At 57.0% G+C, this 20,641-nt stretch carries 13 protein-coding genes, 2 tRNA genes and 3 rRNA genes; 8 read left to right on the top strand and 10 right to left on the bottom strand.

What is annotated here, in order from left to right; translation table 11 throughout:
* The first annotated feature begins 33 nt into the window (after window positions 1-33).
* Window positions 34-1,842, top strand: a complete 1,809-nt coding sequence (locus tag AABM52_RS21825) for an aminopeptidase P family protein (protein WP_347907908.1) — start codon at window positions 34-36, stop codon at window positions 1,840-1,842.
* A 157-nt stretch (window positions 1,843-1,999) separates the two neighbouring features.
* Here the strand turns inward: AABM52_RS21825 and AABM52_RS21820 are convergent, their stop codons facing one another.
* Both AABM52_RS21820 and AABM52_RS21815 read right to left on the bottom strand, forming a co-directional pair.
* A complete protein-coding gene (locus tag AABM52_RS21820; RefSeq protein WP_347907906.1) occupies window positions 2,000-2,590 on the bottom strand; it encodes a 2-hydroxychromene-2-carboxylate isomerase in 591 nt (196 codons plus the stop codon).
* Window positions 2,591-2,626: 36 nt separating this feature from the next.
* Entirely contained in the window at window positions 2,627-3,355 is a 729-nt protein-coding gene (locus tag AABM52_RS21815) for an SDR family oxidoreductase (protein ID WP_347907905.1), read from the bottom strand.
* A 93-nt stretch (window positions 3,356-3,448) separates the two neighbouring features.
* Here AABM52_RS21815 and AABM52_RS21810 point away from each other — a divergent pair, with 93 nt between their 5' ends.
* Window positions 3,449-4,009 (top strand): TetR/AcrR family transcriptional regulator, encoded by a 561-nt coding sequence (locus AABM52_RS21810; protein WP_347907903.1) that lies wholly within the window; start codon window positions 3,449-3,451, stop codon window positions 4,007-4,009.
* 14 nt (window positions 4,010-4,023) lie between these two features.
* On the opposite strand, the gene AABM52_RS21805 is transcribed toward AABM52_RS21810, so the two are convergent.
* Together AABM52_RS21805 and rhtA are read right to left on the bottom strand one after the other, a co-directional pair.
* Window positions 4,024-4,305 (bottom strand): hypothetical protein, encoded by a 282-nt coding sequence (locus AABM52_RS21805; RefSeq protein ID WP_347907901.1) that lies wholly within the window; start codon window positions 4,303-4,305, stop codon window positions 4,024-4,026.
* Window positions 4,306-4,474: 169 nt separating this feature from the next.
* Window positions 4,475-5,362 carry a threonine/homoserine exporter RhtA gene (gene rhtA, locus AABM52_RS21800; RefSeq protein WP_347907899.1) on the bottom strand — a complete coding sequence of 296 codons (888 nt, stop codon included), beginning with the start codon at window positions 5,360-5,362 and terminating at the stop codon, window positions 4,475-4,477.
* A 624-nt stretch (window positions 5,363-5,986) separates the two neighbouring features.
* On the opposite strand from rhtA, the gene AABM52_RS21795 reads away from it, so the two are divergent.
* The 6 genes from AABM52_RS21795 to mrdA all read left to right on the top strand — a co-directional run bounded on the left by AABM52_RS21795 (window position 5,987) and on the right by mrdA (window position 13,312).
* Window positions 5,987-7,523 (top strand): 16S ribosomal RNA (locus tag AABM52_RS21795).
* An 81-nt stretch (window positions 7,524-7,604) separates the two neighbouring features.
* Window positions 7,605-7,681 (top strand) — tRNA-Ile (locus tag AABM52_RS21790).
* A 30-nt stretch (window positions 7,682-7,711) separates the two neighbouring features.
* Window positions 7,712-7,787: transfer RNA gene (locus AABM52_RS21785), tRNA-Ala, on the top strand.
* 248 nt (window positions 7,788-8,035) lie between these two features.
* Window positions 8,036-10,927: ribosomal RNA gene (locus AABM52_RS21780) — 23S ribosomal RNA — on the top strand.
* A gap of 165 nt (window positions 10,928-11,092) precedes the next feature.
* A 5S ribosomal RNA gene (rrf, locus tag AABM52_RS21775) occupies window positions 11,093-11,208 on the top strand.
* Together the 16S, 23S and 5S rRNA genes with 2 tRNA genes alongside form the textbook arrangement of a ribosomal RNA operon.
* A 211-nt stretch (window positions 11,209-11,419) precedes the next feature.
* Window positions 11,420-13,312: a penicillin-binding protein 2 gene (gene mrdA / locus AABM52_RS21770; protein ID WP_347907897.1), complete on the top strand. Its 1,893-nt coding sequence runs from the start codon at window positions 11,420-11,422 to the stop codon at window positions 13,310-13,312.
* A gap of 223 nt (window positions 13,313-13,535) precedes the next feature.
* On the opposite strand, the gene AABM52_RS21765 is transcribed toward mrdA, so the two are convergent.
* Genes AABM52_RS21765 through AABM52_RS21740 form a run of 6 tightly spaced genes read right to left on the bottom strand, consistent with a single transcriptional unit; the run spans window position 13,536 to window position 20,638 of the window.
* Window positions 13,536-14,666: a glycosyltransferase family 4 protein gene (locus AABM52_RS21765; RefSeq protein WP_347907896.1), complete on the bottom strand. Its 1,131-nt coding sequence runs from the start codon at window positions 14,664-14,666 to the stop codon at window positions 13,536-13,538.
* Complete coding sequence (locus AABM52_RS21760; RefSeq protein ID WP_347907894.1) at window positions 14,667-15,797, bottom strand: glycosyltransferase family 1 protein; 1,131 nt, start codon at window positions 15,795-15,797, stop codon at window positions 14,667-14,669.
* Window positions 15,781-17,148 (bottom strand): glycosyltransferase family 1 protein, encoded by a 1,368-nt coding sequence (locus tag AABM52_RS21755; protein WP_347907892.1) that lies wholly within the window; start codon window positions 17,146-17,148, stop codon window positions 15,781-15,783. Before AABM52_RS21755 ends, AABM52_RS21760 begins: the two co-directional genes overlap by 17 nt.
* Complete coding sequence (locus tag AABM52_RS21750; protein ID WP_347907890.1) at window positions 17,145-18,398, bottom strand: ABC transporter ATP-binding protein; 1,254 nt, start codon at window positions 18,396-18,398, stop codon at window positions 17,145-17,147. Before AABM52_RS21750 ends, AABM52_RS21755 begins: the two co-directional genes overlap by 4 nt.
* Window positions 18,398-19,195, bottom strand: a complete 798-nt coding sequence (locus tag AABM52_RS21745; RefSeq protein ID WP_347907889.1) for an ABC transporter permease — start codon at window positions 19,193-19,195, stop codon at window positions 18,398-18,400. Before AABM52_RS21745 ends, AABM52_RS21750 begins: the two co-directional genes overlap by 1 nt.
* The gene (locus AABM52_RS21740) at window positions 19,196-20,638 is read right to left on the bottom strand and encodes a mannose-1-phosphate guanylyltransferase/mannose-6-phosphate isomerase (protein WP_347907887.1); all 1,443 of its coding nucleotides are present in this window, start codon (window positions 20,636-20,638) and stop codon (window positions 19,196-19,198) included.
* Between the last annotated feature and the right edge of the window lie 3 nt (window positions 20,639-20,641).

Here is a 20,641-nt window from a genome sequence, read left to right as displayed (position 1 = left end):
ACAATAATGATGAAGTGGTTAGCAGGAGACACGATGAATACGCAGCTTTCAATCAATGGATCGGTGCCCCAGCGCCTGGCGCAAACCCGCGAGCTGATGAGCCGGGAAGGCATTCATGCCTTGCTGGTGCCGTCGGCCGACCCGCACCTGTCCGAATACCTGCCGGGTTACTGGCAAGGGCGCCAGTGGTTGTCGGGTTTCCATGGTTCGGTCGGCACCCTGATCGTGACCCCGGATTTTGCCGGCGTCTGGGCCGACAGCCGTTATTGGGAGCAGGCGACCAAGGAACTCAAGGGCAGCGGCATTGACCTGGTCAAGCTGCAACCGGGTCAACCCGGGCCACTGGAATGGCTGGCCGAGCAAACTCCCGAAGGTGGCGTTGTCGCGGTCGACGGCGCGGTCATGGCCGTGGCTTCGGCACGGACCCTGGGCGGCAAACTTGAAGAGCGTGGCGCCCGTCTGCGCACTGACATCGACCTGTTGAGCGGTGTCTGGGGCGACCGCCCAGGCCTGCCGAACGAACCGATCTATCAGCACTTGCCACCGCAAGCGACCGTCAGTCGTGGCGAAAAACTCGCCAAACTGCGCGAAACCCTTCAGGCGCGAGGTGCCGACTGGCATTTCATCGCCACACTGGATGACATCGCCTGGCTGTTCAACCTGCGCGGCGGCGACGTGTCGTTCAACCCGGTATTCGTTTCCTTTGCCCTGATCAATCAGCAACAGGCCACGCTGTTCGTGGCCTTGAGCAAAGTCAGCGCCGAGTTGCGTGCAGTCCTCGAACAGGACGGCGTGACCTTGCGCGACTACAGCGAAGTTGCCGCTGCACTGCGCGCCGTGCCGAGCGGCGCGAGCCTGCAAGTCGACCCGGCGCGGGTCACGGCGGGGTTGCTGGACAACCTCGACAGCGGGGTGAAGCTGATCGAAGGCCTGAACCCGACCACCCTGGCCAAATCGCAAAAAAGCCTGGCCGATGCCGAACACATCCGTCAGGCCATGGAACAGGACGGCGCAGCGCTGTGCGAATTCTTTGCCTGGCTGGACTCGGCGCTGGGGCGCGAGCGCATCACCGAACTGACCATCGACGAAAAACTCACCGGCGCCCGTGAGCGCCGTCCGGATTATGTGTCGCTGAGTTTCAACACCATTGCTGCGTTCAACGCCAATGGCGCGATGCCGCACTACCACGCCACCGAAGAAGAACACGCGGTGATCGAAGGGGATGGTCTGCTGCTGATCGACTCCGGCGGCCAGTACCTGGGCGGCACCACCGACATCACGCGCATGGTTGCGGTTGGCACACCGACCGATGAGCAAAAGCGCGATTGCACCCGCGTGCTCAAGGGCGTGATTGCCTTGTCCCGTGCGCAGTTCCCGAAAGGCATCCTGTCGCCGCTGCTCGATGCCATCGCCCGTGCGCCCATCTGGGCGGAAAGTGTCGACTACGGTCATGGTACCGGTCATGGCGTCGGCTACTTCCTGAACGTCCACGAAGGTCCGCAAGTCATCGCTTATCAGGCCGCGCCTGCACCGCAAACCGCGATGCAACCGGGCATGATCACGTCCATTGAGCCGGGCACCTATCGTCCGGGTCGTTGGGGGGTGCGGATCGAAAACCTGGCGATGAACCGTGAAGCAGGCAAAAGCGAATTCGGCGAGTTCCTCAAGTTCGAAACCCTGACCCTGTGCCCGATCGATACACGCTGCCTGGAAACCGCGCTGCTGTCGGACGAGGAAAAGCAGTGGTTCAACGCCTACCACGCCGAAGTGCGCGAGCGCCTGAGTCCGTTGGTCGAGGGTGCCGTGCTGGAGTGGCTCAATACCCGCACCGCGGCTATCTGATTAGCTGTAGCCCGGGCGCTGTCTCCAGCGCCTGGCTCATTTAGTCAACAAAGACCTGACCTTGTCGAATCGGCGACGATTGGCCGGGGCAACGCGCAAAAACCGCCCATCTACTGCGCTTGTCGGGAGTAGCAAAGGGGCGGTTGGTGGTCGGGGCTCAACTCAAGGCTTCGAGCACGAAGTCCAGTCGATCCTGGCCGAAGTACAACTGGTCATCGACAAACATGCTGGGTACGCCGAATACGCCGCGCTGCACCGCTTTCTCGGTGTTGTCCTTGAGCGTTGCCTTGACTGTTTCGTCGGCGGTCAGTGCCAGCACTTCATTGGGATCGAAACCGTTGTCGTTCAGCGCCGCCGCCACGGTTGCCGGGTCATTGAGGTTGCGGCCGTCGACCCACAGGGCCTTGAACAGGCAGTCAATGAAGGCGACAAAACGCTCGGGATGGTGCAACTGAATGCCGGTCACGGCACGCATCAGCATCAGGGTGTTGATAGGGAAATGCGGATTGAACTTCAGTGGCACGCCGTAGCGTCGGGCATAACGGTCCAGGTCCAGAATCATGTGGCGGCCTTTGGCCGGAATGGTCGCCGGTGAGGCGTTGCCAGTGGCCTTGAACACACCGCCGAGCAAAATCGGGATGTAGATCAACTGGCTGTCGGTTTGCTCACAGATTGCCGGTAGCTGGGTGTACGCCAGGTAGGTGGTGGGGCTGCCCAGATCAAAAAGGAATTCCACGGTTTTGCTCATGATCGATGCGCTCTGCTTATTGTTGTGGGGGAGGGCTTACCAGCGTTCGCTCCAGGGCCGCAGGTCCAGTTCGAAAGTCCAGGCGTCGCGGGGCTGGCTGTGCAGGTACCAGTAATTCTCGGCAATGTGTTCGGGGTTGAGGATGCCGTCCTGATCCTTGGTCGCGTATTTCTCGGGGAAGCTGTCGCGGATGAAATCGGTATCGATGGCTCCGTCGACGACGACATGGGCAACGTGAATATTCATCGGGCCGAGTTCTCGGGCCATGCTTTGCGCCAGTGCACGAATGCCGTGCTTGGCACCGGCAAATGCGGCGAACCCGGCAGCGCCACGCAGGCCTGCAGTGGCACCGGTGAACAGGATCGTGCCTCGCTGGCGCTTGGCCATGCGTATGGCCACTTCACGCGCATTGAGAAAACCGGAAAAACAGGCCATTTCCCAGATCTTGAAATACTTGCGGGCGGTTTCTTCGAGAATGCTGCACGGCACGTTGGCGCCGATGTTGAAGACAAACGCCTCGATGGGGCCGATCTCGCTTTCGATCTGCTCAACCAGTGCTACCACATCATCTTCCTTGCGGGCATCGCAGGCGAAACCGTGGGCCTCGCCACCATCGGCCTTGATGGCATCCACCAGTGGCTGGAGCTTGTCTGCACTGCGGCGGGTGACGCAGGCAACAAAACCTTCCTTGGCAAAACGCTTGGCAATGGAGCCGCCTGTGGAATCACCTGCACCGACGACCAGTACGACCTTCTTGTTATTCATGGGTAGATCCCTTTTGGTAAACGATCGTTAGCTAAACGAACGTTATGCTATGATTCGACAGACGTCAAGACGAGCAATCCAGGGGGAAGGACAATGCGTTATTCGGCCAGTCACAAACTGGAAACCAGGCAAAAGCTGCTGGAAAGCAGTGCGGTATCGGCCAAGAAGTCCGGGTTTTCAACTGTGGGCGTGGACGGCCTGATGAAAGCGATTGGCTTGAGTGGTGGCGCCTTCTATAGCCATTTCTCGTCGAAAGACGAGTTGTTCGCCAGCATTGTCGAGCGAGAGTTGGGGCAAAGCCTGACGCGACTGGGGGAGGGGCAGGACCGTGACAAGCTTGAGCGCTGCTTGAAGCAGTACCTGAGTATGTCTCACGTCGAGAATCCGGAGACCGGCTGTGCATTGCCTGCATTGGGGGCGGAAATTGCTCGATCCGACCTGGTGGTCCGCCAACAGGCTGAACACTGGATTTGTCGGCTTCAAGAAAGTTGGGCGGGTATTCTGCTGAGCGACAGCCTGGCGTGGGCGATTCTGTCGCAATGCATTGGCGCGCTGGTCGTGGCGCGCATGCTGGCTAGCCCTGATATCCAGCGCACAGTGCTGAAGTCCAGCTACGAGGAAATTGGCCGTCAGATCGCAAGTCCAAGAACCTGACGCGACGGCCCTGCCTATTTGCAGATGACAATCATGCTGCGGCTGGTATAGCCCGCTGGATTGAGGCCAAAGGGGTAGTCGCCGGGTTCTTCCACGGCATCTCCCGATTTGGCGATGACCTTGTATCCCTTGGGGGCGCAGGAATTGGCTGCGCTGGCGTAGCACTTGTCCCAGGATGAAGACAGTCCGGAACAGTTGATGTGTAGCCCTTTCCTGCCGTGCTTGATCTGTGTTTCCGAGGTCGCTGCGCAGCCCGCAATTGCAAGTACGGCGACCAGTATCAAAAATCGTTTCATTACTGTCCTTATAGCGTCCCCGGATCTTGTGCCCGGGTCTGGCTGTATTCGCTTTCGCTAGACGCGTACCGATATCCCTATCTGAAATTGTCCGTGGTATGACTCTGGGTTGCGGGGCTAAACATGGCCTAATTGAGCGGCAAATACCAGACCCGTGTCATATCCGCTCTCAATCTGCCGCTACTGCGGGTCTGGCGGCAGAGCTCATTGTCATGGTGGCACCGACAGATGCCAGAATGATGCACATGATTGCCATCCATTGTGACAGGGAGAGGTATTCATGAAGGAACAGCAAGCCAGATAGCGCGCCGAAGGCTGGCTCGATACTCATCAGCGTACCGAAGGTTCTGGCCGGCATACGGGTCAGTGCGACCATCTCCAGGGTGTAGGGGAGGGCAGTGGACAGGATGGCTACGCCGAGGGCTATAGGGATCAATGACGGACTCAGCAGAGCGGAACCGGCATGAACAATGCCGATGGGGGCTACGAACAGTGCGGCGATCATTACCCCCAGCGCGGCGGTTTGCACGCCATTGTCGGCCCCGGCTTTTTGACCGAACAAAATGTACAGTGCCCAGCAGACCCCTGCACCCAAGGCATAACCGGCGCCTACCAGATCGATGCCGGCGGTCGCTTCTCCCGTCGGTATCAGTAACAGTAAGCCGACGGCTGCAAGGGCGATCCACAAAAAGTCGATCGCGCGACGCGAGGCGTAGATCGCCACCGCCAGTGGACCGGTGAATTCAAGCGCCACCGCGATGCCCAGCGGGACGGTTTGCAACGACATATAGAAGAGGAAGTTCATGCCGCCCAGCGCCATCCCGTAGACGATGACGGTGCGCAGGGATCTGGCGGTGAGTTTTGCCCGCCATGGACGCAGTATCAGCATCATGATCACGCTGGCAAAAATCAGTCGTAATGTTGTCGTCCCTTGGGGGCCGACAACGGAGAACATGCTTTTGGCCAGGGAGGCTCCGGACTGGATCGACGCCATGGCAATGAGCAGCAGCCCAACCGAGAACAGGGTAGAGGCTAGGCTGCGAGGCTGATCATTCATTACGTGGCATCGTCCGAAATATAGGAATCAAGGGTATTTCTATTTGTGTTGGGCAATATACTGCGCATTCCCTGCAGGCGTCTCTATATATAAGCAGTGTTTTTGCACATATCGATAGAAACCCGAATCAGTGCTTGACGGCAGATTCTGGAGGCCTATAATTCGCCCCACTTCCGGCGCAGTCGAAACGGAAAACTCCTTGGTAAACAAAGAGTTACGCAGTTTTCGGCAACAGGTTGCTTCAGTTCATCGAAGCCGAAAGGGGGTTGAAAAAGAGGTGTTGACAGCAGCGTGTAACGCTGTAGAATTCGCCTCCCGCTGACGAGAGATCTGAAGCGCAAGTGGTTGAAGTTGTTAAAGATTTCCAAGCGAAACTTTGAAAACTTCTGAAAATAATCACTTGACAGCAAATGAGGCTGCTGTAGAATGCGCGCCTCGGTTGAGACGAAAGATCTTAACCAACCGCTCTTTAACAACTGAATCAAGCAATTCGTGTGGGTGCTTGTGGAGTCAGACTGCTAGTCAGCAGATTATCAGCATCACAAGTTACTCCGCGAGAAATCAAAGATGTAACCAACGATTGCTGAGCCAAGTTTAGGGTTTTCTCAAAACCCAAAGATGTTTGAACTGAAGAGTTTGATCATGGCTCAGATTGAACGCTGGCGGCAGGCCTAACACATGCAAGTCGAGCGGATGACAGGAGCTTGCTCCTGAATTCAGCGGCGGACGGGTGAGTAATGCCTAGGAATCTGCCTGGTAGTGGGGGACAACGTTTCGAAAGGAACGCTAATACCGCATACGTCCTACGGGAGAAAGCAGGGGACCTTCGGGCCTTGCGCTATCAGATGAGCCTAGGTCGGATTAGCTAGTTGGTGAGGTAATGGCTCACCAAGGCGACGATCCGTAACTGGTCTGAGAGGATGATCAGTCACACTGGAACTGAGACACGGTCCAGACTCCTACGGGAGGCAGCAGTGGGGAATATTGGACAATGGGCGAAAGCCTGATCCAGCCATGCCGCGTGTGTGAAGAAGGTCTTCGGATTGTAAAGCACTTTAAGTTGGGAGGAAGGGCATTAACCTAATACGTTAGTGTTTTGACGTTACCGACAGAATAAGCACCGGCTAACTCTGTGCCAGCAGCCGCGGTAATACAGAGGGTGCAAGCGTTAATCGGAATTACTGGGCGTAAAGCGCGCGTAGGTGGTTCGTTAAGTTGGATGTGAAAGCCCCGGGCTCAACCTGGGAACTGCATTCAAAACTGACGAGCTAGAGTATGGTAGAGGGTGGTGGAATTTCCTGTGTAGCGGTGAAATGCGTAGATATAGGAAGGAACACCAGTGGCGAAGGCGACCACCTGGACTGATACTGACACTGAGGTGCGAAAGCGTGGGGAGCAAACAGGATTAGATACCCTGGTAGTCCACGCCGTAAACGATGTCAACTAGCCGTTGGGAGCCTTGAGCTCTTAGTGGCGCAGCTAACGCATTAAGTTGACCGCCTGGGGAGTACGGCCGCAAGGTTAAAACTCAAATGAATTGACGGGGGCCCGCACAAGCGGTGGAGCATGTGGTTTAATTCGAAGCAACGCGAAGAACCTTACCAGGCCTTGACATCCAATGAACTTTCCAGAGATGGATTGGTGCCTTCGGGAACATTGAGACAGGTGCTGCATGGCTGTCGTCAGCTCGTGTCGTGAGATGTTGGGTTAAGTCCCGTAACGAGCGCAACCCTTGTCCTTAGTTACCAGCACGTAATGGTGGGCACTCTAAGGAGACTGCCGGTGACAAACCGGAGGAAGGTGGGGATGACGTCAAGTCATCATGGCCCTTACGGCCTGGGCTACACACGTGCTACAATGGTCGGTACAGAGGGTTGCCAAGCCGCGAGGTGGAGCTAATCCCACAAAACCGATCGTAGTCCGGATCGCAGTCTGCAACTCGACTGCGTGAAGTCGGAATCGCTAGTAATCGCGAATCAGAATGTCGCGGTGAATACGTTCCCGGGCCTTGTACACACCGCCCGTCACACCATGGGAGTGGGTTGCACCAGAAGTAGCTAGTCTAACCTTCGGGAGGACGGTTACCACGGTGTGATTCATGACTGGGGTGAAGTCGTAACAAGGTAGCCGTAGGGGAACCTGCGGCTGGATCACCTCCTTAATCGACGACTCAGCTGCTCCATAAGTTCCCACACGAATTGCTTGATTCATTGAAGAAGACGATAAGAAGCAGCCCGAAATTGGGTCTGTAGCTCAGTTGGTTAGAGCGCACCCCTGATAAGGGTGAGGTCGGCAGTTCGAATCTGCCCAGACCCACCAATTTTGTGTGGGAAACGCCTGTAGAAATACGGGGCCATAGCTCAGCTGGGAGAGCGCCTGCCTTGCACGCAGGAGGTCAACGGTTCGATCCCGTTTGGCTCCACCACTAACTGCTTCTGATTGTATAAAGCTTAGAAATGAGCATTCCATCGAGACGATGGTGAATGTTGATTTCTAGTCTTTGACTAGTTCGTTCTTTAAAAATTTGGGTATGTGATAGAAAGATAGACTGAACGTTACTTTCACTGGTAACGGATCAGGCTAAGGTAAAATTTGTGAGTTGCTCTTAGGAGCTCAATCGAATTTTCGGCGAATGTCGTCTTCACAGTATAACCAGATTGCTTGGGGTTATATGGTCAAGTGAAGAAGCGCATACGGTGGATGCCTTGGCAGTCAGAGGCGATGAAAGACGTGGTAGCCTGCGAAAAGCTTCGGGGAGTCGGCAAACAGACTTTGATCCGGAGATGTCTGAATGGGGGAACCCAGCCATCATAAGATGGTTATCTTGTACTGAATACATAGGTGCAAGAGGCGAACCAGGGGAACTGAAACATCTAAGTACCCTGAGGAAAAGAAATCAACCGAGATTCCCTTAGTAGTGGCGAGCGAACGGGGACCAGCCCTTAAGTGGCTTTGAGATTAGCGGAACGCTCTGGAAAGTGCGGCCATAGTGGGTGATAGCCCTGTACGCGAAAATCTCTTAGTCATGAAATCGAGTAGGACGGAGCACGAGAAACTTTGTCTGAATATGGGGGGACCATCCTCCAAGGCTAAATACTACTGACTGACCGATAGTGAACTAGTACCGTGAGGGAAAGGCGAAAAGAACCCCGGAGAGGGGAGTGAAATAGATCCTGAAACCGTATGCGTACAAGCAGTGGGAGCCCACTTTGTTGGGTGACTGCGTACCTTTTGTATAATGGGTCAGCGACTTATTTTCAGTGGCGAGCTTAACCGAATAGGGGAGGCGTAGCGAAAGCGAGTCTTAATAGGGCGTCTAGTCGCTGGGAATAGACCCGAAACCGGGCGATCTATCCATGGGCAGGTTGAAGGTTGGGTAACACTAACTGGAGGACCGAACCGACTACCGTTGAAAAGTTAGCGGATGACCTGTGGATCGGAGTGAAAGGCTAATCAAGCTCGGAGATAGCTGGTTCTCCTCGAAAGCTATTTAGGTAGCGCCTCATGTATCACTGTAGGGGGTAGAGCACTGTTTCGGCTAGGGGGTCATCCCGACTTACCAAACCGATGCAAACTCCGAATACCTACAAGTGCCGAGCATGGGAGACACACGGCGGGTGCTAACGTCCGTCGTGAAAAGGGAAACAACCCAGACCGTCAGCTAAGGTCCCAAAGTTATGGTTAAGTGGGAAACGATGTGGGAAGGCTTAGACAGCTAGGAGGTTGGCTTAGAAGCAGCCACCCTTTAAAGAAAGCGTAATAGCTCACTAGTCGAGTCGGCCTGCGCGGAAGATGTAACGGGGCTCAAACCATACACCGAAGCTACGGGTATCACTTAGGTGATGCGGTAGAGGAGCGTTCTGTAAGCCTGTGAAGGTGAGTTGAGAAGCTTGCTGGAGGTATCAGAAGTGCGAATGCTGACATGAGTAACGACAATGGGTGTGAAAAACACCCACGCCGAAAGACCAAGGTTTCCTGCGCAACGTTAATCGACGCAGGGTTAGTCGGTCCCTAAGGCGAGGCTGAAAAGCGTAGTCGATGGAAAACAGGTTAATATTCCTGTACTTCTGGTTATTGCGATGGAGGGACGGAGAAGGCTAGGCCAGCTTGGCGTTGGTTGTCCAAGTTTAAGGTGGTAGGCTGGAATCTTAGGTAAATCCGGGATTCTAAGGCCGAGAGCTGATGACGAGTGTTCTTTTAGAACACGAAGTGGTTGATGCCATGCTTCCAAGAAAAGCTTCTAAGCTTCAGGTAACCAGGAACCGTACCCCAAACCGACACAGGTGGTTGGGTAGAGAATACCAAGGCGCTTGAGAGAACTCGGGTGAAGGAACTAGGCAAAATGGCACCGTAACTTCGGGAGAAGGTGCGCCGGTGAGGGTGAAGGACTTGCTCCGTAAGCCCACGCCGGTCGAAGATACCAGGCCGCTGCGACTGTTTATTAAAAACACAGCACTCTGCAAACACGAAAGTGGACGTATAGGGTGTGACGCCTGCCCGGTGCCGGAAGGTTAATTGATGGGGTTAGCTAACGCGAAGCTCTTGATCGAAGCCCCGGTAAACGGCGGCCGTAACTATAACGGTCCTAAGGTAGCGAAATTCCTTGTCGGGTAAGTTCCGACCTGCACGAATGGCGTAACGATGGCGGCGCTGTCTCCACCCGAGACTCAGTGAAATTGAAATCGCTGTGAAGATGCAGTGTATCCGCGGCTAGACGGAAAGACCCCGTGAACCTTTACTATAGCTTTGCACTGGACTTTGAATTTGCTTGTGTAGGATAGGTGGGAGGCTTTGAAGCGTGGACGCCAGTTCGCGTGGAGCCAACCTTGAAATACCACCCTGGCAACTTTGAGGTTCTAACTCAGGTCCGTTATCCGGATCGAGGACAGTGTATGGTGGGTAGTTTGACTGGGGCGGTCTCCTCCTAAAGAGTAACGGAGGAGTACGAAGGTGCGCTCAGACCGGTCGGAAATCGGTCGTAGAGTATAAAGGCAAAAGCGCGCTTGACTGCGAGACAGACACGTCGAGCAGGTACGAAAGTAGGTCTTAGTGATCCGGTGGTTCTGTATGGAAGGGCCATCGCTCAACGGATAAAAGGTACTCCGGGGATAACAGGCTGATACCGCCCAAGAGTTCATATCGACGGCGGTGTTTGGCACCTCGATGTCGGCTCATCACATCCTGGGGCTGAAGCCGGTCCCAAGGGTATGGCTGTTCGCCATTTAAAGTGGTACGCGAGCTGGGTTTAGAACGTCGTGAGACAGTTCGGTCCCTATCTGCCGTGGACGTTTGAGATTTGAGAGGGGCTGCTCCTAGTACGAGAGGACCGGAGTGGACGAACCTCTGGTGTTCCGGTTGTCACGCCAGTGGCATTGCCGGGTAGCTATGTTCGGAAAAGATAACCGCTGAAAGCATCTAAGCGGGAAACTTGCCTCAAGATGAGATCTCACTGGGACCTTGAGTCCCCTGAAGGGCCGTCGAAGACTACGACGTTGATAGGTTGGGTGTGTAAGCGCTGTGAGGCGTTGAGCTAACCAATACTAATTGCCCGTGAGGCTTGACCATATAACACCCAAGCAATTTGCGTCGAAAGGCCAGATTGCGGTGTGTGAAGACGAAACGAACCGAAAGTTCGGCTGTACTCACAAAAGCAGCACAAAACACCGAAAGCTATCACATCCCCAATTTGCTGAAGCGAGGCCAGCCGGTCACGACTCAGTACCCGAATTTCTTGACGACCATAGAGCGTTGGAACCACCTGATCCCATCCCGAACTCAGCAGTGAAACGATGCATCGCCGATGGTAGTGTGGGGTTTCCCCATGTGAGAGTAGGTCATCGTCAAGATTAAATTCCGAAACCCCTATCTGCGTATGCAGGTAGGGGTTTTGTTTTTGTCCGCAGGAAAGCAGAGGCGAGCTGGCTCGCCCGTTCAAGGTCAATTGTAAAAAAAATCACACGAACATGACTCCGCGGTTTTGCTAAGGTGCAGCTCATTTTTAATGGACTGAGTTTGCGCCCACGGATCGGCATCCCTTTTCAAAGAGTTGCTGCACAAGTGCCCGAACCGATACCCATCAAGGACCACGAGAAAGAGACACGCCTGGTCAATAAAAGGCTGATGGCCTGCGCCTTGTTCGTTGCCGCTGTCACCTGTGCACTGGTAGTGCGCATGTATGTCCTGCAAGTAGTCGAGTTCGACTATCACTCGACTATCTCCGAAAACAATCGCGTACACGTCCTGCCGATTACACCGACCCGCGGGTTGATCTATGACCGCAACGGCGTACTCCTCGCGGACAACCGTCCCAGCTACAACCTGACCATCACCCGCGAACGTGCTTCTGATGTCAACGAAGAGCTGGACGAGGTCGTCAATCTCCTGCACTTGCCCGCTGAAGACCGTTCGCAGTTCGACAAGGCAATGAAGCAGGCACGTCACCCCTTCGTACCCGTGACGTTGTTCTATGAGCTGAGTGAAGAACAGATCGCCGTACTCGCCGTCAACGAGTTCCGCTTGCCGGGCCTGGATGTCGAGCCGCAGTTCGTTCGGCACTATCCGTTAGGCGAGCACTTCGCTCATTCGGTCGGCTATGTCGGACGTATCAACGAGAAAGAGTCAAAGGCTCTGGATAACGTCGAGTACCGAGGTACCCAATCCATCGGCAAGACCGGGATCGAAAAATTCTACGAGACGCAACTGCACGGTCATGTTGGTTATGAGGAAGTCGAAACCAATGCCCAGGGTCGCGTGCTGCGAGTGCTCAAACACACAGACCCGGTGCCGGGCGAAAACATTGTCCTGAGCCTCGACGTCAAGCTTCAGGAGGCCGCCGAGCAAGCCCTGGGGGATCGTCGTGGTTCGGTGGTCGCGCTGGATCCGTCGACCGGTGAAGTGTTGGCCATGGTCAGTAATCCGAGTTTCGATCCAAACCTGTTCGTCACCGGGATCAGTTCCAAGGAGTACTCCACACTAAGGGACTCCGTCGACCGACCGCTGTTCAACCGTGTACTGCGCGGTCTCTATGCGCCGGGTTCGACCATCAAGCCGGAAGTGGCAATTGCCGGCCTCGATGCCGGTATCGTCACGCCACAGACCCGTGTGTTCGACCCCGGCTATTACCAGCTTCCGGATTTCGATCACAAGTACCGCAACTGGAACCACAGCGGCGACGGCTGGGTGGATATGGATGCGGCGATCATGCGTTCCAACGACACCTACTTTTATGACCTGGCACATAAGCTGGGGATCGATCGCCTGCACGACTACATGGCCATGTTCGGACTGGGTGAGAAAGTCTCTCTGGACATGAATGAAGAATCCTCCGGCCTGATGCCATCCCAAGCCTGGAAGCGTGCCACCCGTCGTCAGGCCTGGTTCCCGGGTGAGACGGTGATTCTCGGTATCGGTCAGGGCTACATGCAGGTCACGCCGCTGCAGTTGGCCCAGGCGACGGCGCTGATTGCCAACAAAGGCGTGTGGAATCGCCCGCACCTGGCCAAAACCGTGGACGGTGTCGCGCCGGTGGATGAACATCCGATGCCGAACATCCTGCTCAAGGATCCTCGCGATTGGGAGCAGGTCAACCACGGCATGCAGATGGTGATGCACGATGCCCGAGGGATTGCCCGGGCCGCAGCGGCGGGCGCGCAGTACCGTATCGCCGGCAAGAGCGGTACCGCACAAGTGGTGGCGATCAAGCAGGGCGAACGTTACAACCGGGAGAAAACCCGCGAGCGTAACCGCGACAACGCCCTGTTCGTCGGTTTCGCCCCGGCCGAGCATCCGAAGATCGTGATTTCGGTGATGATCGAAAACGGCGAGGCGGGGGGGCGCGTCGCCGGACCGGTCGTGCGGGAGATCATGGACGCCTGGCTACTCGATCAGGACGGGCACCTCAAGCCGCAGTATGCCGCACCGAGCAAGGCGCCGGGCGATCCTCACGTCTGAACCTTCATCGCTTCACAGCACAGGCTCACGGATGCTGAGCATGTCAAGGCCAGTCCAGGCGATCATTGAGCAGGCGTTGCATAGGCGGTCAGCAGAAAGTCAGGGGCCAATAGAGATAGTCGATGGCTTGCACACCTAGTGCGCAAGCCATGGAAAATCTGCAGTCGCGGGATCGTAACACTGTTGTATTACAGCAGCTGTAACTCGGAACTGCAGGAAGGCCTCATGCGTAGGCGAGGGTTTTTTCTTCCAGCAGTTCCTCATACAACGTTGCCCATTTGCGACCCATTTCGTCCGCCGTGAAAAGATTTTGATAACGGGCCTGTGCCCTCTCGCCCATTTGCGCCGCCAGCGCCGGGTTTTCCCAAAGCGTGCGCATCGCCTCACGAAACGCCAATGGATGACTCGGTGGCACCACCAGCCCGGTCTCGTTATGGATGTTGATGTAACTGGTGCCGGTGCCAATTTCACTGGAGATCATCGGTTTGCCATACATCGCGCCTTCCAGCAGCGAAATGCCGAAGGCTTCGGAGCGCAGGTGCGACGGGAACACGATGGCGTAGCTCAGTTGCAGCAGCGCTACTTTGTCCTCGTCTCCCAGACGCCCAAGGAAGTGAATATTGCGTAAACCCAAGGCGGCCGCCTGGGCATGCAGCTCTACTTCCAGCGGGCCGGCACCGACAATCACTGTCGGGTAGTCCAGATCCTTCAGGGCGTCGAGCAGGATGTGCAAACCTTTGTAGTAGCGCATCACACCTACAAACAGAAAGAACTTGTCGCCAACTTTTTGCCGCCAGTGAGCCGTTCGATCGCTGTCCGGCTGTGGGTAACCTGTCTTGTTCAATCCATAGGGGATCACTCGGGTCTTGTGCTGGAACTGTTGCAACACATCACTGGTGTGCAGGTAATTAGGCGATGCAGCGACGATCCGGTCGGCGCTGTGCAGAAAGCGATTCATCAGCGGCCGGTAAAGTTTGAGCAGCTGTTTCTGGCGGATGATGTCCGAGTGGTACGTCACCACGCTGGGTTTGTTCAGGCCGTTGGCGAAATGCACCAGGTCCATGAACGGCCATGGGAAGTGGTAATTGACCACGTCGGCCTCGGCTGCCAGTTCGCGAAACTGTTTGAAGACGCTCCAGGAGAAACCTGTGGAGGCGAACTGAATGTCGAGCCTGGCTCGATGGACTTCATGGTGAGCGATCTGCATCACCGGCGGTGTCGGATCGGCACTGAGTGTCAGCACCTTGCCTTCAATGCCGTGCAGGGCACCGCTTTCGCACAGCTGGAAAATCACTTGTTCGATCCCGCCGACCGAGTCAGGCAGGTATGTCTTGAAAAAATGAAGAACTCGCATTCAACCTCCCATTGCCTGGCGGTAAGCGCTGGCCGTGACTTGCGCGCAGCGTTCCCAGGTAAAAAGCCTTGCCTGTAGCAATCCGGCTTCTCGGCATGCCTGCCAATGCGCTAGATCCTCGATCAGACGACTCATTGCATCGCGCAAACTGTCGGTTTCATCCGGTTCAACATAGTTACCCGCAGAACCTGCCACTTCGGGCATGGCCGAGCGTCTGGTCAGAATGACCGGCGTGCCGCAGGCCATGGCCTCCAGCACCGGCAGGCCAAAACCTTCGTAAAGCGACGGAAAAATCAATGCCCGGGCGCCGGCCAGCAGCTGCGCAACGTGTTCGTCAGGCAGATAGCCCAGCAAACAAACACAACCGCAGGCCAGGGCCTGGTGCAACTCTTCGCTGAACTGCTCGCGCTGCCAGCCGGCCATGCCGACGATCAGCAATGGAAAACGCTGACGGACTGATTCCGGCAATCGGGCGTGGGCGCGCAGGGCGAGGGACAAATTCTTGCGCGGTTCCAGGGTGCCGACACAGAGGAAGTACTCCCGCGCTTCGACGCCATGGGTCTTGAGTACTGCGTCGATAGCCTCGGGGGACCTCGGGTGAAAACGCGCGGCTACACCGAGTGGGGCGACGACAAATCGCTCGGCCGGTAACCCGAAATGTGCCTGAGCTTCGTCAGCAATGAACTGCGAGTCGGTCAGAATCAGGCTTGCCTGTCGCATGCCATCGGTCACGCGCCGTTCGATTTCTCGCAAGCGCGCCGGTGGCTGCGTTTCCGGATAGTGCAGGTGAGTCAGGTCATGCAGGGTGATGACGGTCGGGCCGTCGAACGACAGCGGCCACAAACTTGGTTCGTGGTAGAGGTCGATGGCTTGCCCGCGGCCTTGATCGAAGCGTTTCTGCTCCAGCCACCGTCGGGCCTGATAGGCCCCCGGAATCTGCCGCAGCAATGGTGTCAGTCGGGAATAACCGGGCATGGCCGCTTCAGGCAGCACAGCACTCCAGCCCCAGCCATGAAACAGCGCCAGTTCAATATCCGGTTCACCCGCCAGGGCGTTCGCCAGTTCGGCAACGTAGTGGCCGATGCCGGTGCGCGGCGCTTGGAGGATGCGGGCGTTAAGGGCAATGCGCATGTTGCCTCTCTTGTACGAGCGGCACGTCCGAAAGATTGCGCAGGGTGCGTTCGGCCAATTGCGCACTGGCTTCACGCCAGCCGATCCAGTGCCAGTGCGCGACATCGCGAGTGGCCGGGAATTGACCGCTGCTCTCGAAACGAATGACCAGATCAGCCAGGCTTTGCGGCTCGGCCAGATCGAAGTACGCCATGAACTCGCCGCCGATTTCGCGAAAGACCGCAATGTCGCTGCCCATGGCCGGCAGTCCACGCTGCATGGCTTCTACCAGCGGCAGGCCAAAGCCTTCCACAAAAGACGGAAACACCAGTGAGCTGGCGTGGGTGTAGGCATGTTCGAGGCTGGTGTCGTTCAGGTCATTGAACATGAACAGTCGTTGGTTCAGCTGCGGGTGATTACGGACCCGGGCCAGCAGTGCATCGCATTTCCAGCCGACTCGCCCGGCAATGCACAGCCGGGCATTGGAACCTGCCGCCCAGGCCCGTTCGAAGGCGTCCAGCAGGTAGGCGTGGTTCTTGCGCGGCTCGATGGTACTGACCATCAGAAACACCGGTTCCGGCGTTTTGAAAATGCGCGTCAGGCGTGGCTCGACGGCGGCCGCGACTTCGCTCAGGTCCAGTTCGGAGCCGAGGTGGAAATAGTCGAACCACAATTCACCGGCCTTGGCAGGACCCAGGCGGCGCTGCAATTCATCACGCACCTGATCGCGCACCGTGGCGGAAATGGCCACATAGCCATCGGCGGTTTTGGTGATCCAGTCAAACCACTCGTTGAAAACCTGCACCAGCCGCGTGTCGTAGAACTGTGGGTGAGTCAGGGGAATCAAATCGTAGATCACTGAAACAATGCCTACACCTTCACGTTTGAGCTGTTCGGCAAACGGGAAAAAATCGGTGTGCCAGGACGAATCCAGCAGCACCAGTTGATCCCCCGGTTGGTGCTGCAGCGGCGTGCAACGCTTGGGCAGTTGATACTGGTTGATGCCCTCGATCGCACGTAGCGGTAGGCTGAAACAGGTGACCGCAGTCACCCGGTAGGCCACGTGCAGCAAACGCTTGATCACCCGCGAGTTGCTTCGATTGTGCAAACGCTGATGCAATTGCCAGAAGCGGTGAGCCAAGCGCCCAAGCCGTCCACCAAAGATCATCAACGCATCGAAAAACGGGATGTTCAGCGCGCCGAGTTTCAGTACCCGATAGAGCTTGCCCTTAAGCATCACAACCGGGATGCATTCAACACCGTCGACCGATTCCGGTAGCTGGTTGACGACGTTGCGCACCACCCGCTGAATGCCCGAATTGACCTTGGGGTGCTGGAAAACGTGCGTGCATTCCACCAAAAGACGCGTCATGGCGTGCTCCCCGAGGTGACGGGCGCGCTCGAGCGCGTGACGGTGGTCTTTGCGGCCAGCCACGAGCAGCCGACAAAATCTTCCTGCCGGTTGTTGATCACATGGAACACCAACCCGTAATCGCGCCACTCAAAGTTGCGGTCCAGGTGCGAATCCAGGCGTGACAGGCTCAACGCCACGGAATAGTTACCCTTGCCCAGCCCCATGACGAAAGCAAAGCGATAGGTCACGCGCTCGCCAGCCTGCAGATCGGTCAGCGCCTGATCCTGGCGATGGGTGTTGATGCCGTACATGGCCTGGCCCAGGCGATCCTTGATCATGAAGCCCAGTACCAGCCGTTCGATGTCCTGGCGAACCTCGACATTCACCTCCAGCACGACCGGCTGGCCGACTTCGGCGGCGTCGATGGAGCGTTCATGTTGGTCGAGCAAGCGCACGTTCAGAATCCCGGCTTCACCCGTTCCCGAAATGGTACTGACCTGGCCCCCTGCGAGGGCTTCCTGGCGCACGGTCTGTCCTTCACGCTTGGCGAGCAGGGCGTTGTAGTAATCCATGACGGATTCGGGGGTGTCGTGCATGGCCATGTGGCCGTTTTCCAGGAGGATCGCCGAGTCGCAGATCGACTGAATCGCCCCTCGGTCATGGGAGACGATCAACAGCGTGGTACCGGCTTTGCGAAAGCTGCGGATGCGGTCGAAACTTTTGTGCTGGAAATAGGCGTCGCCCACCGACAGTGCTTCGTCGACGATCAAAATGTCCGGGCGCCGCGCAGTGGCCACGCTGAACGCCAGACGCATTTGCATACCGCTGGAATAGGTGCGCACCGGGTGGTCGATGGCGTCGCCTATTTCCGCGAAACGTTCGATTTCCGGCATCAACGCTTCTATTTCTTCGACCTGCATGCCCAGCAGTTGCCCGGCCATGACCGCATTCTGCCGGCCGGTAAAGTCCGCATGAAAACCCATGCCCAACTCCAGCAGGGCGGCGACGCGGCCTTCGAGTTCAATGGTGCCGCAGGTGGGTTGGGTGGTGCCGGTGATCATCTTCAACAAGGTACTTTTGCCGGCGCCGTTGACCCCGACGATACCCACCGATTCTCCGGGGGCAATCTGGAAGGTCACGTCCTGTAGCACCCAGTGCTGGCGATGGCGGATCGGCGAGAACGGGACCAGCCATTCAACCAGTCGACTCCAGCGGGTAGGGTATTGTTTATAGGCCTTGCCCAGGCCGGTGACGCGTATGTGCCCCATCAGAGTTCATCCACCATTTCACCGACCCTCTGCCGAAACAGCCGCAGGCCGATGACGAAGAGCAATACGCTGGCGACCAGGATCGGCAGCAGCGAACTCCAGACGGGCCATTGGCCATACAGGAAGATGTTCTGGTAGCTGGTGATCAGGTTGGTCAGGGGGTTGAGTTGCAGCAAGCGCTGCACCCAATCGGGCAGGATGCTCATCGGGTAAACGATTGGCGTCAGCCAGAACCAGAATTGCAGACAGATGGCAAAAAATTGCCCGACATCGCGAAAAAACACATTCAACACGCCGAGAATAATCCCCAACCCGGCACAGAACATCACCTGTAACGCCAACAGCGGAATGAGCGCCAACAGCGCCAGGCCCGGTAGTCGACCGGTGATCAATAGAAAACCGAGGAACAAGCCGATGATGATTGCGAAGTTGATACCGGCATTCAACAGCACGATCACCGGCAGGCAGATCCGTGGAAAGCTGATTTTTTTCAGCAGGTTGGCGTTATCCAGAAACATGTTCTGGCTGCGCACGGTGATTTCCGCGAACAAGCCCCAAGTCAGCAACCCGGCGCAGAGGTAGATGCTGTAGGCCATGCCGTCATCTACCCCTGGCAGACGCGCGCGCATGATCTGGGAAAAAATCACGGTGTAGACAATGATCATCGACAGCGGGTTGAGCACGGTCCACAGGGCACCGAACAACGAATTGCGATAACGCGCCTGAAACTCTCGCTGGACGCTACCGAGGATGAACCCTCGATAGCTGCTTAGCGTGCGGTAAAGGGAAAGCAGCATTCAAACCGTCCTGCCGTATTGGTCTTCGAAGCGGACGATGTCGTCCTCTCCCAGGTATTCGCCGCTTTGCACTTCGATGATCACAAGGTCGATCACGCCCGGATTTTCCAGACGATGCTTGTGACCCGCGGCAATGAAGGTCGACTCGTTCTTGGCCACCAGGCGAGTGCCGGTGCCATTGTTGGTGACCTTGGCCATGCCTTCGACCACCACCCAGTGTTCATTGCGATGGTGATGCATCTGCAGTGACAACTTGGCGCCGGGCTTGACCACGATGCGTTTGATCTTGAAGCGCGGGCCTTCCTCGAGCACGGTGTAGGTGCCCCATGGCCGGCTGACCGTACGGTGCAGGCGATAGGCTTCGTGCTCTTTATCCTTGAGTTGCCTGGCTACCCGGCGCACATCCTGGGCGCGGTCGGCATGGGCCACCAGCACCGCGTCGGCGGTGTCGACGATGATCAGGTTGTCCACGCCCACGGTCGCGACCAGACGGTCTTCGCTGTGGACGAAGTTGTCGTGGCTGTCGATGAAAATCGACTCGCCGACGGCGCGGTTGTTTTGCTCATCCGCTGGTACCAGCGCGGCCACCGCACCCCAGGAGCCGATGTCGCTCCAGTCGAATCGGGCCGGCACGACGACCACCTTGTCGGAGCGCTCCATCAACGCGTAGTCGATGGAAATGTCCATGATTTCGCCAAACAGGGCCGGGGACAGTTCCTGTTGCAGGCTCCCGGCGTTTTCAACCGCTGCGCTGGCGGCCATGCAGGCCTGCGTCTGTTCCAGCAGGTCGGGAGCATGGGTTTGCAGTTCGGCCAGTACGCTGGCGACCGAGAAGCAGAACATCCCGGAGTTCCACAGGAAGTTGCCGCTTTCCAGGTAATGAGACGCGGTTTGCAGGTCGGGTTTTTCGACGAAGCGCCGCACGCTGGCGGCGCCTTTGTCGTCCAGCGATGTGCCGGCTTCAATGTAGCCAAAACCGGTTTCCGGGGCGGTCGGCACGACACCGAAGGTCACCAGGTGACCGCACCTGGCCAATGTCACGGCATGTTCGACCGCGTCCTTCAGCGCATCGATATTGACGATCAGGTGGTCGGCGGGCATGACCAGCATGATCGCGTCGTCGCCATGCAGGGCCTGGAGGGAGAGGGCGGCGGCGGCAATGGCCGGCGCCGTGTTGCGACCCGTCGGCTCCAGCAGGAAGTGCCCGCGATGACGGCCCAGGTGCGCGTCCCGAAAGTGATCCTTGCTCTGGAAGTAGTACTCGCGGTTGGTCACCGTGACGATATCGCCCCAGCCGGCGATCAGTTGCGCGGCACGCCGATAGGTCTTGCCCAGCAGCGACTGGCCGTCGGGCAATATCATGAACGGTTTGGGGTGGTCCTCACGGGACACCGGCCACAACCTGGTCCCGGCGCCGCCGGAGAGAATCACGGGAATCAGCATGGC

Source organism: Pseudomonas grandcourensis, from assembly GCF_039909015.1.
GTDB lineage: Bacteria > Pseudomonadota > Gammaproteobacteria > Pseudomonadales > Pseudomonadaceae > Aquipseudomonas > Aquipseudomonas grandcourensis.
Note: the sequence above shows the minus strand (reverse complement) of the source record. Positions and strands in the feature narration are given on the sequence as shown.

What these genes read in the sequence shown, in the direction of transcription:
- AABM52_RS21815 (WP_347907905.1), bottom strand. Translation starts at nt 3,355, where the DNA reads ATGAATAACAAGAAGGTCGTACTGGTCGTCGGTGCAGGTGATTCCACA.
- AABM52_RS21760 (WP_347907894.1), bottom strand. Translation starts at nt 15,797, where the DNA reads ATGCGCATTGCCCTTAACGCCCGCATCCTCCAAGCGCCGCGCACCGGC.
- rhtA (WP_347907899.1), bottom strand. Translation starts at nt 5,362, where the DNA reads ATGAATGATCAGCCTCGCAGCCTAGCCTCTACCCTGTTCTCGGTTGGG.
- AABM52_RS21825 (WP_347907908.1), top strand. Translation starts at nt 34, where the DNA reads ATGAATACGCAGCTTTCAATCAATGGATCGGTGCCCCAGCGCCTGGCG.
- AABM52_RS21805 (WP_347907901.1), bottom strand. Translation starts at nt 4,305, where the DNA reads ATGAAACGATTTTTGATACTGGTCGCCGTACTTGCAATTGCGGGCTGC.
- AABM52_RS21740 (WP_347907887.1), bottom strand. Translation starts at nt 20,638, where the DNA reads ATGCTGATTCCCGTGATTCTCTCCGGCGGCGCCGGGACCAGGTTGTGG.
- AABM52_RS21820 (WP_347907906.1), bottom strand. Translation starts at nt 2,590, where the DNA reads ATGAGCAAAACCGTGGAATTCCTTTTTGATCTGGGCAGCCCCACCACC.
- AABM52_RS21755 (WP_347907892.1), bottom strand. Translation starts at nt 17,148, where the DNA reads ATGACGCGTCTTTTGGTGGAATGCACGCACGTTTTCCAGCACCCCAAG.
- AABM52_RS21745 (WP_347907889.1), bottom strand. Translation starts at nt 19,195, where the DNA reads ATGCTGCTTTCCCTTTACCGCACGCTAAGCAGCTATCGAGGGTTCATC.
- AABM52_RS21750 (WP_347907890.1), bottom strand. Translation starts at nt 18,398, where the DNA reads ATGGGGCACATACGCGTCACCGGCCTGGGCAAGGCCTATAAACAATAC.
- AABM52_RS21810 (WP_347907903.1), top strand. Translation starts at nt 3,449, where the DNA reads ATGCGTTATTCGGCCAGTCACAAACTGGAAACCAGGCAAAAGCTGCTG.
- AABM52_RS21765 (WP_347907896.1), bottom strand. Translation starts at nt 14,666, where the DNA reads ATGCGAGTTCTTCATTTTTTCAAGACATACCTGCCTGACTCGGTCGGC.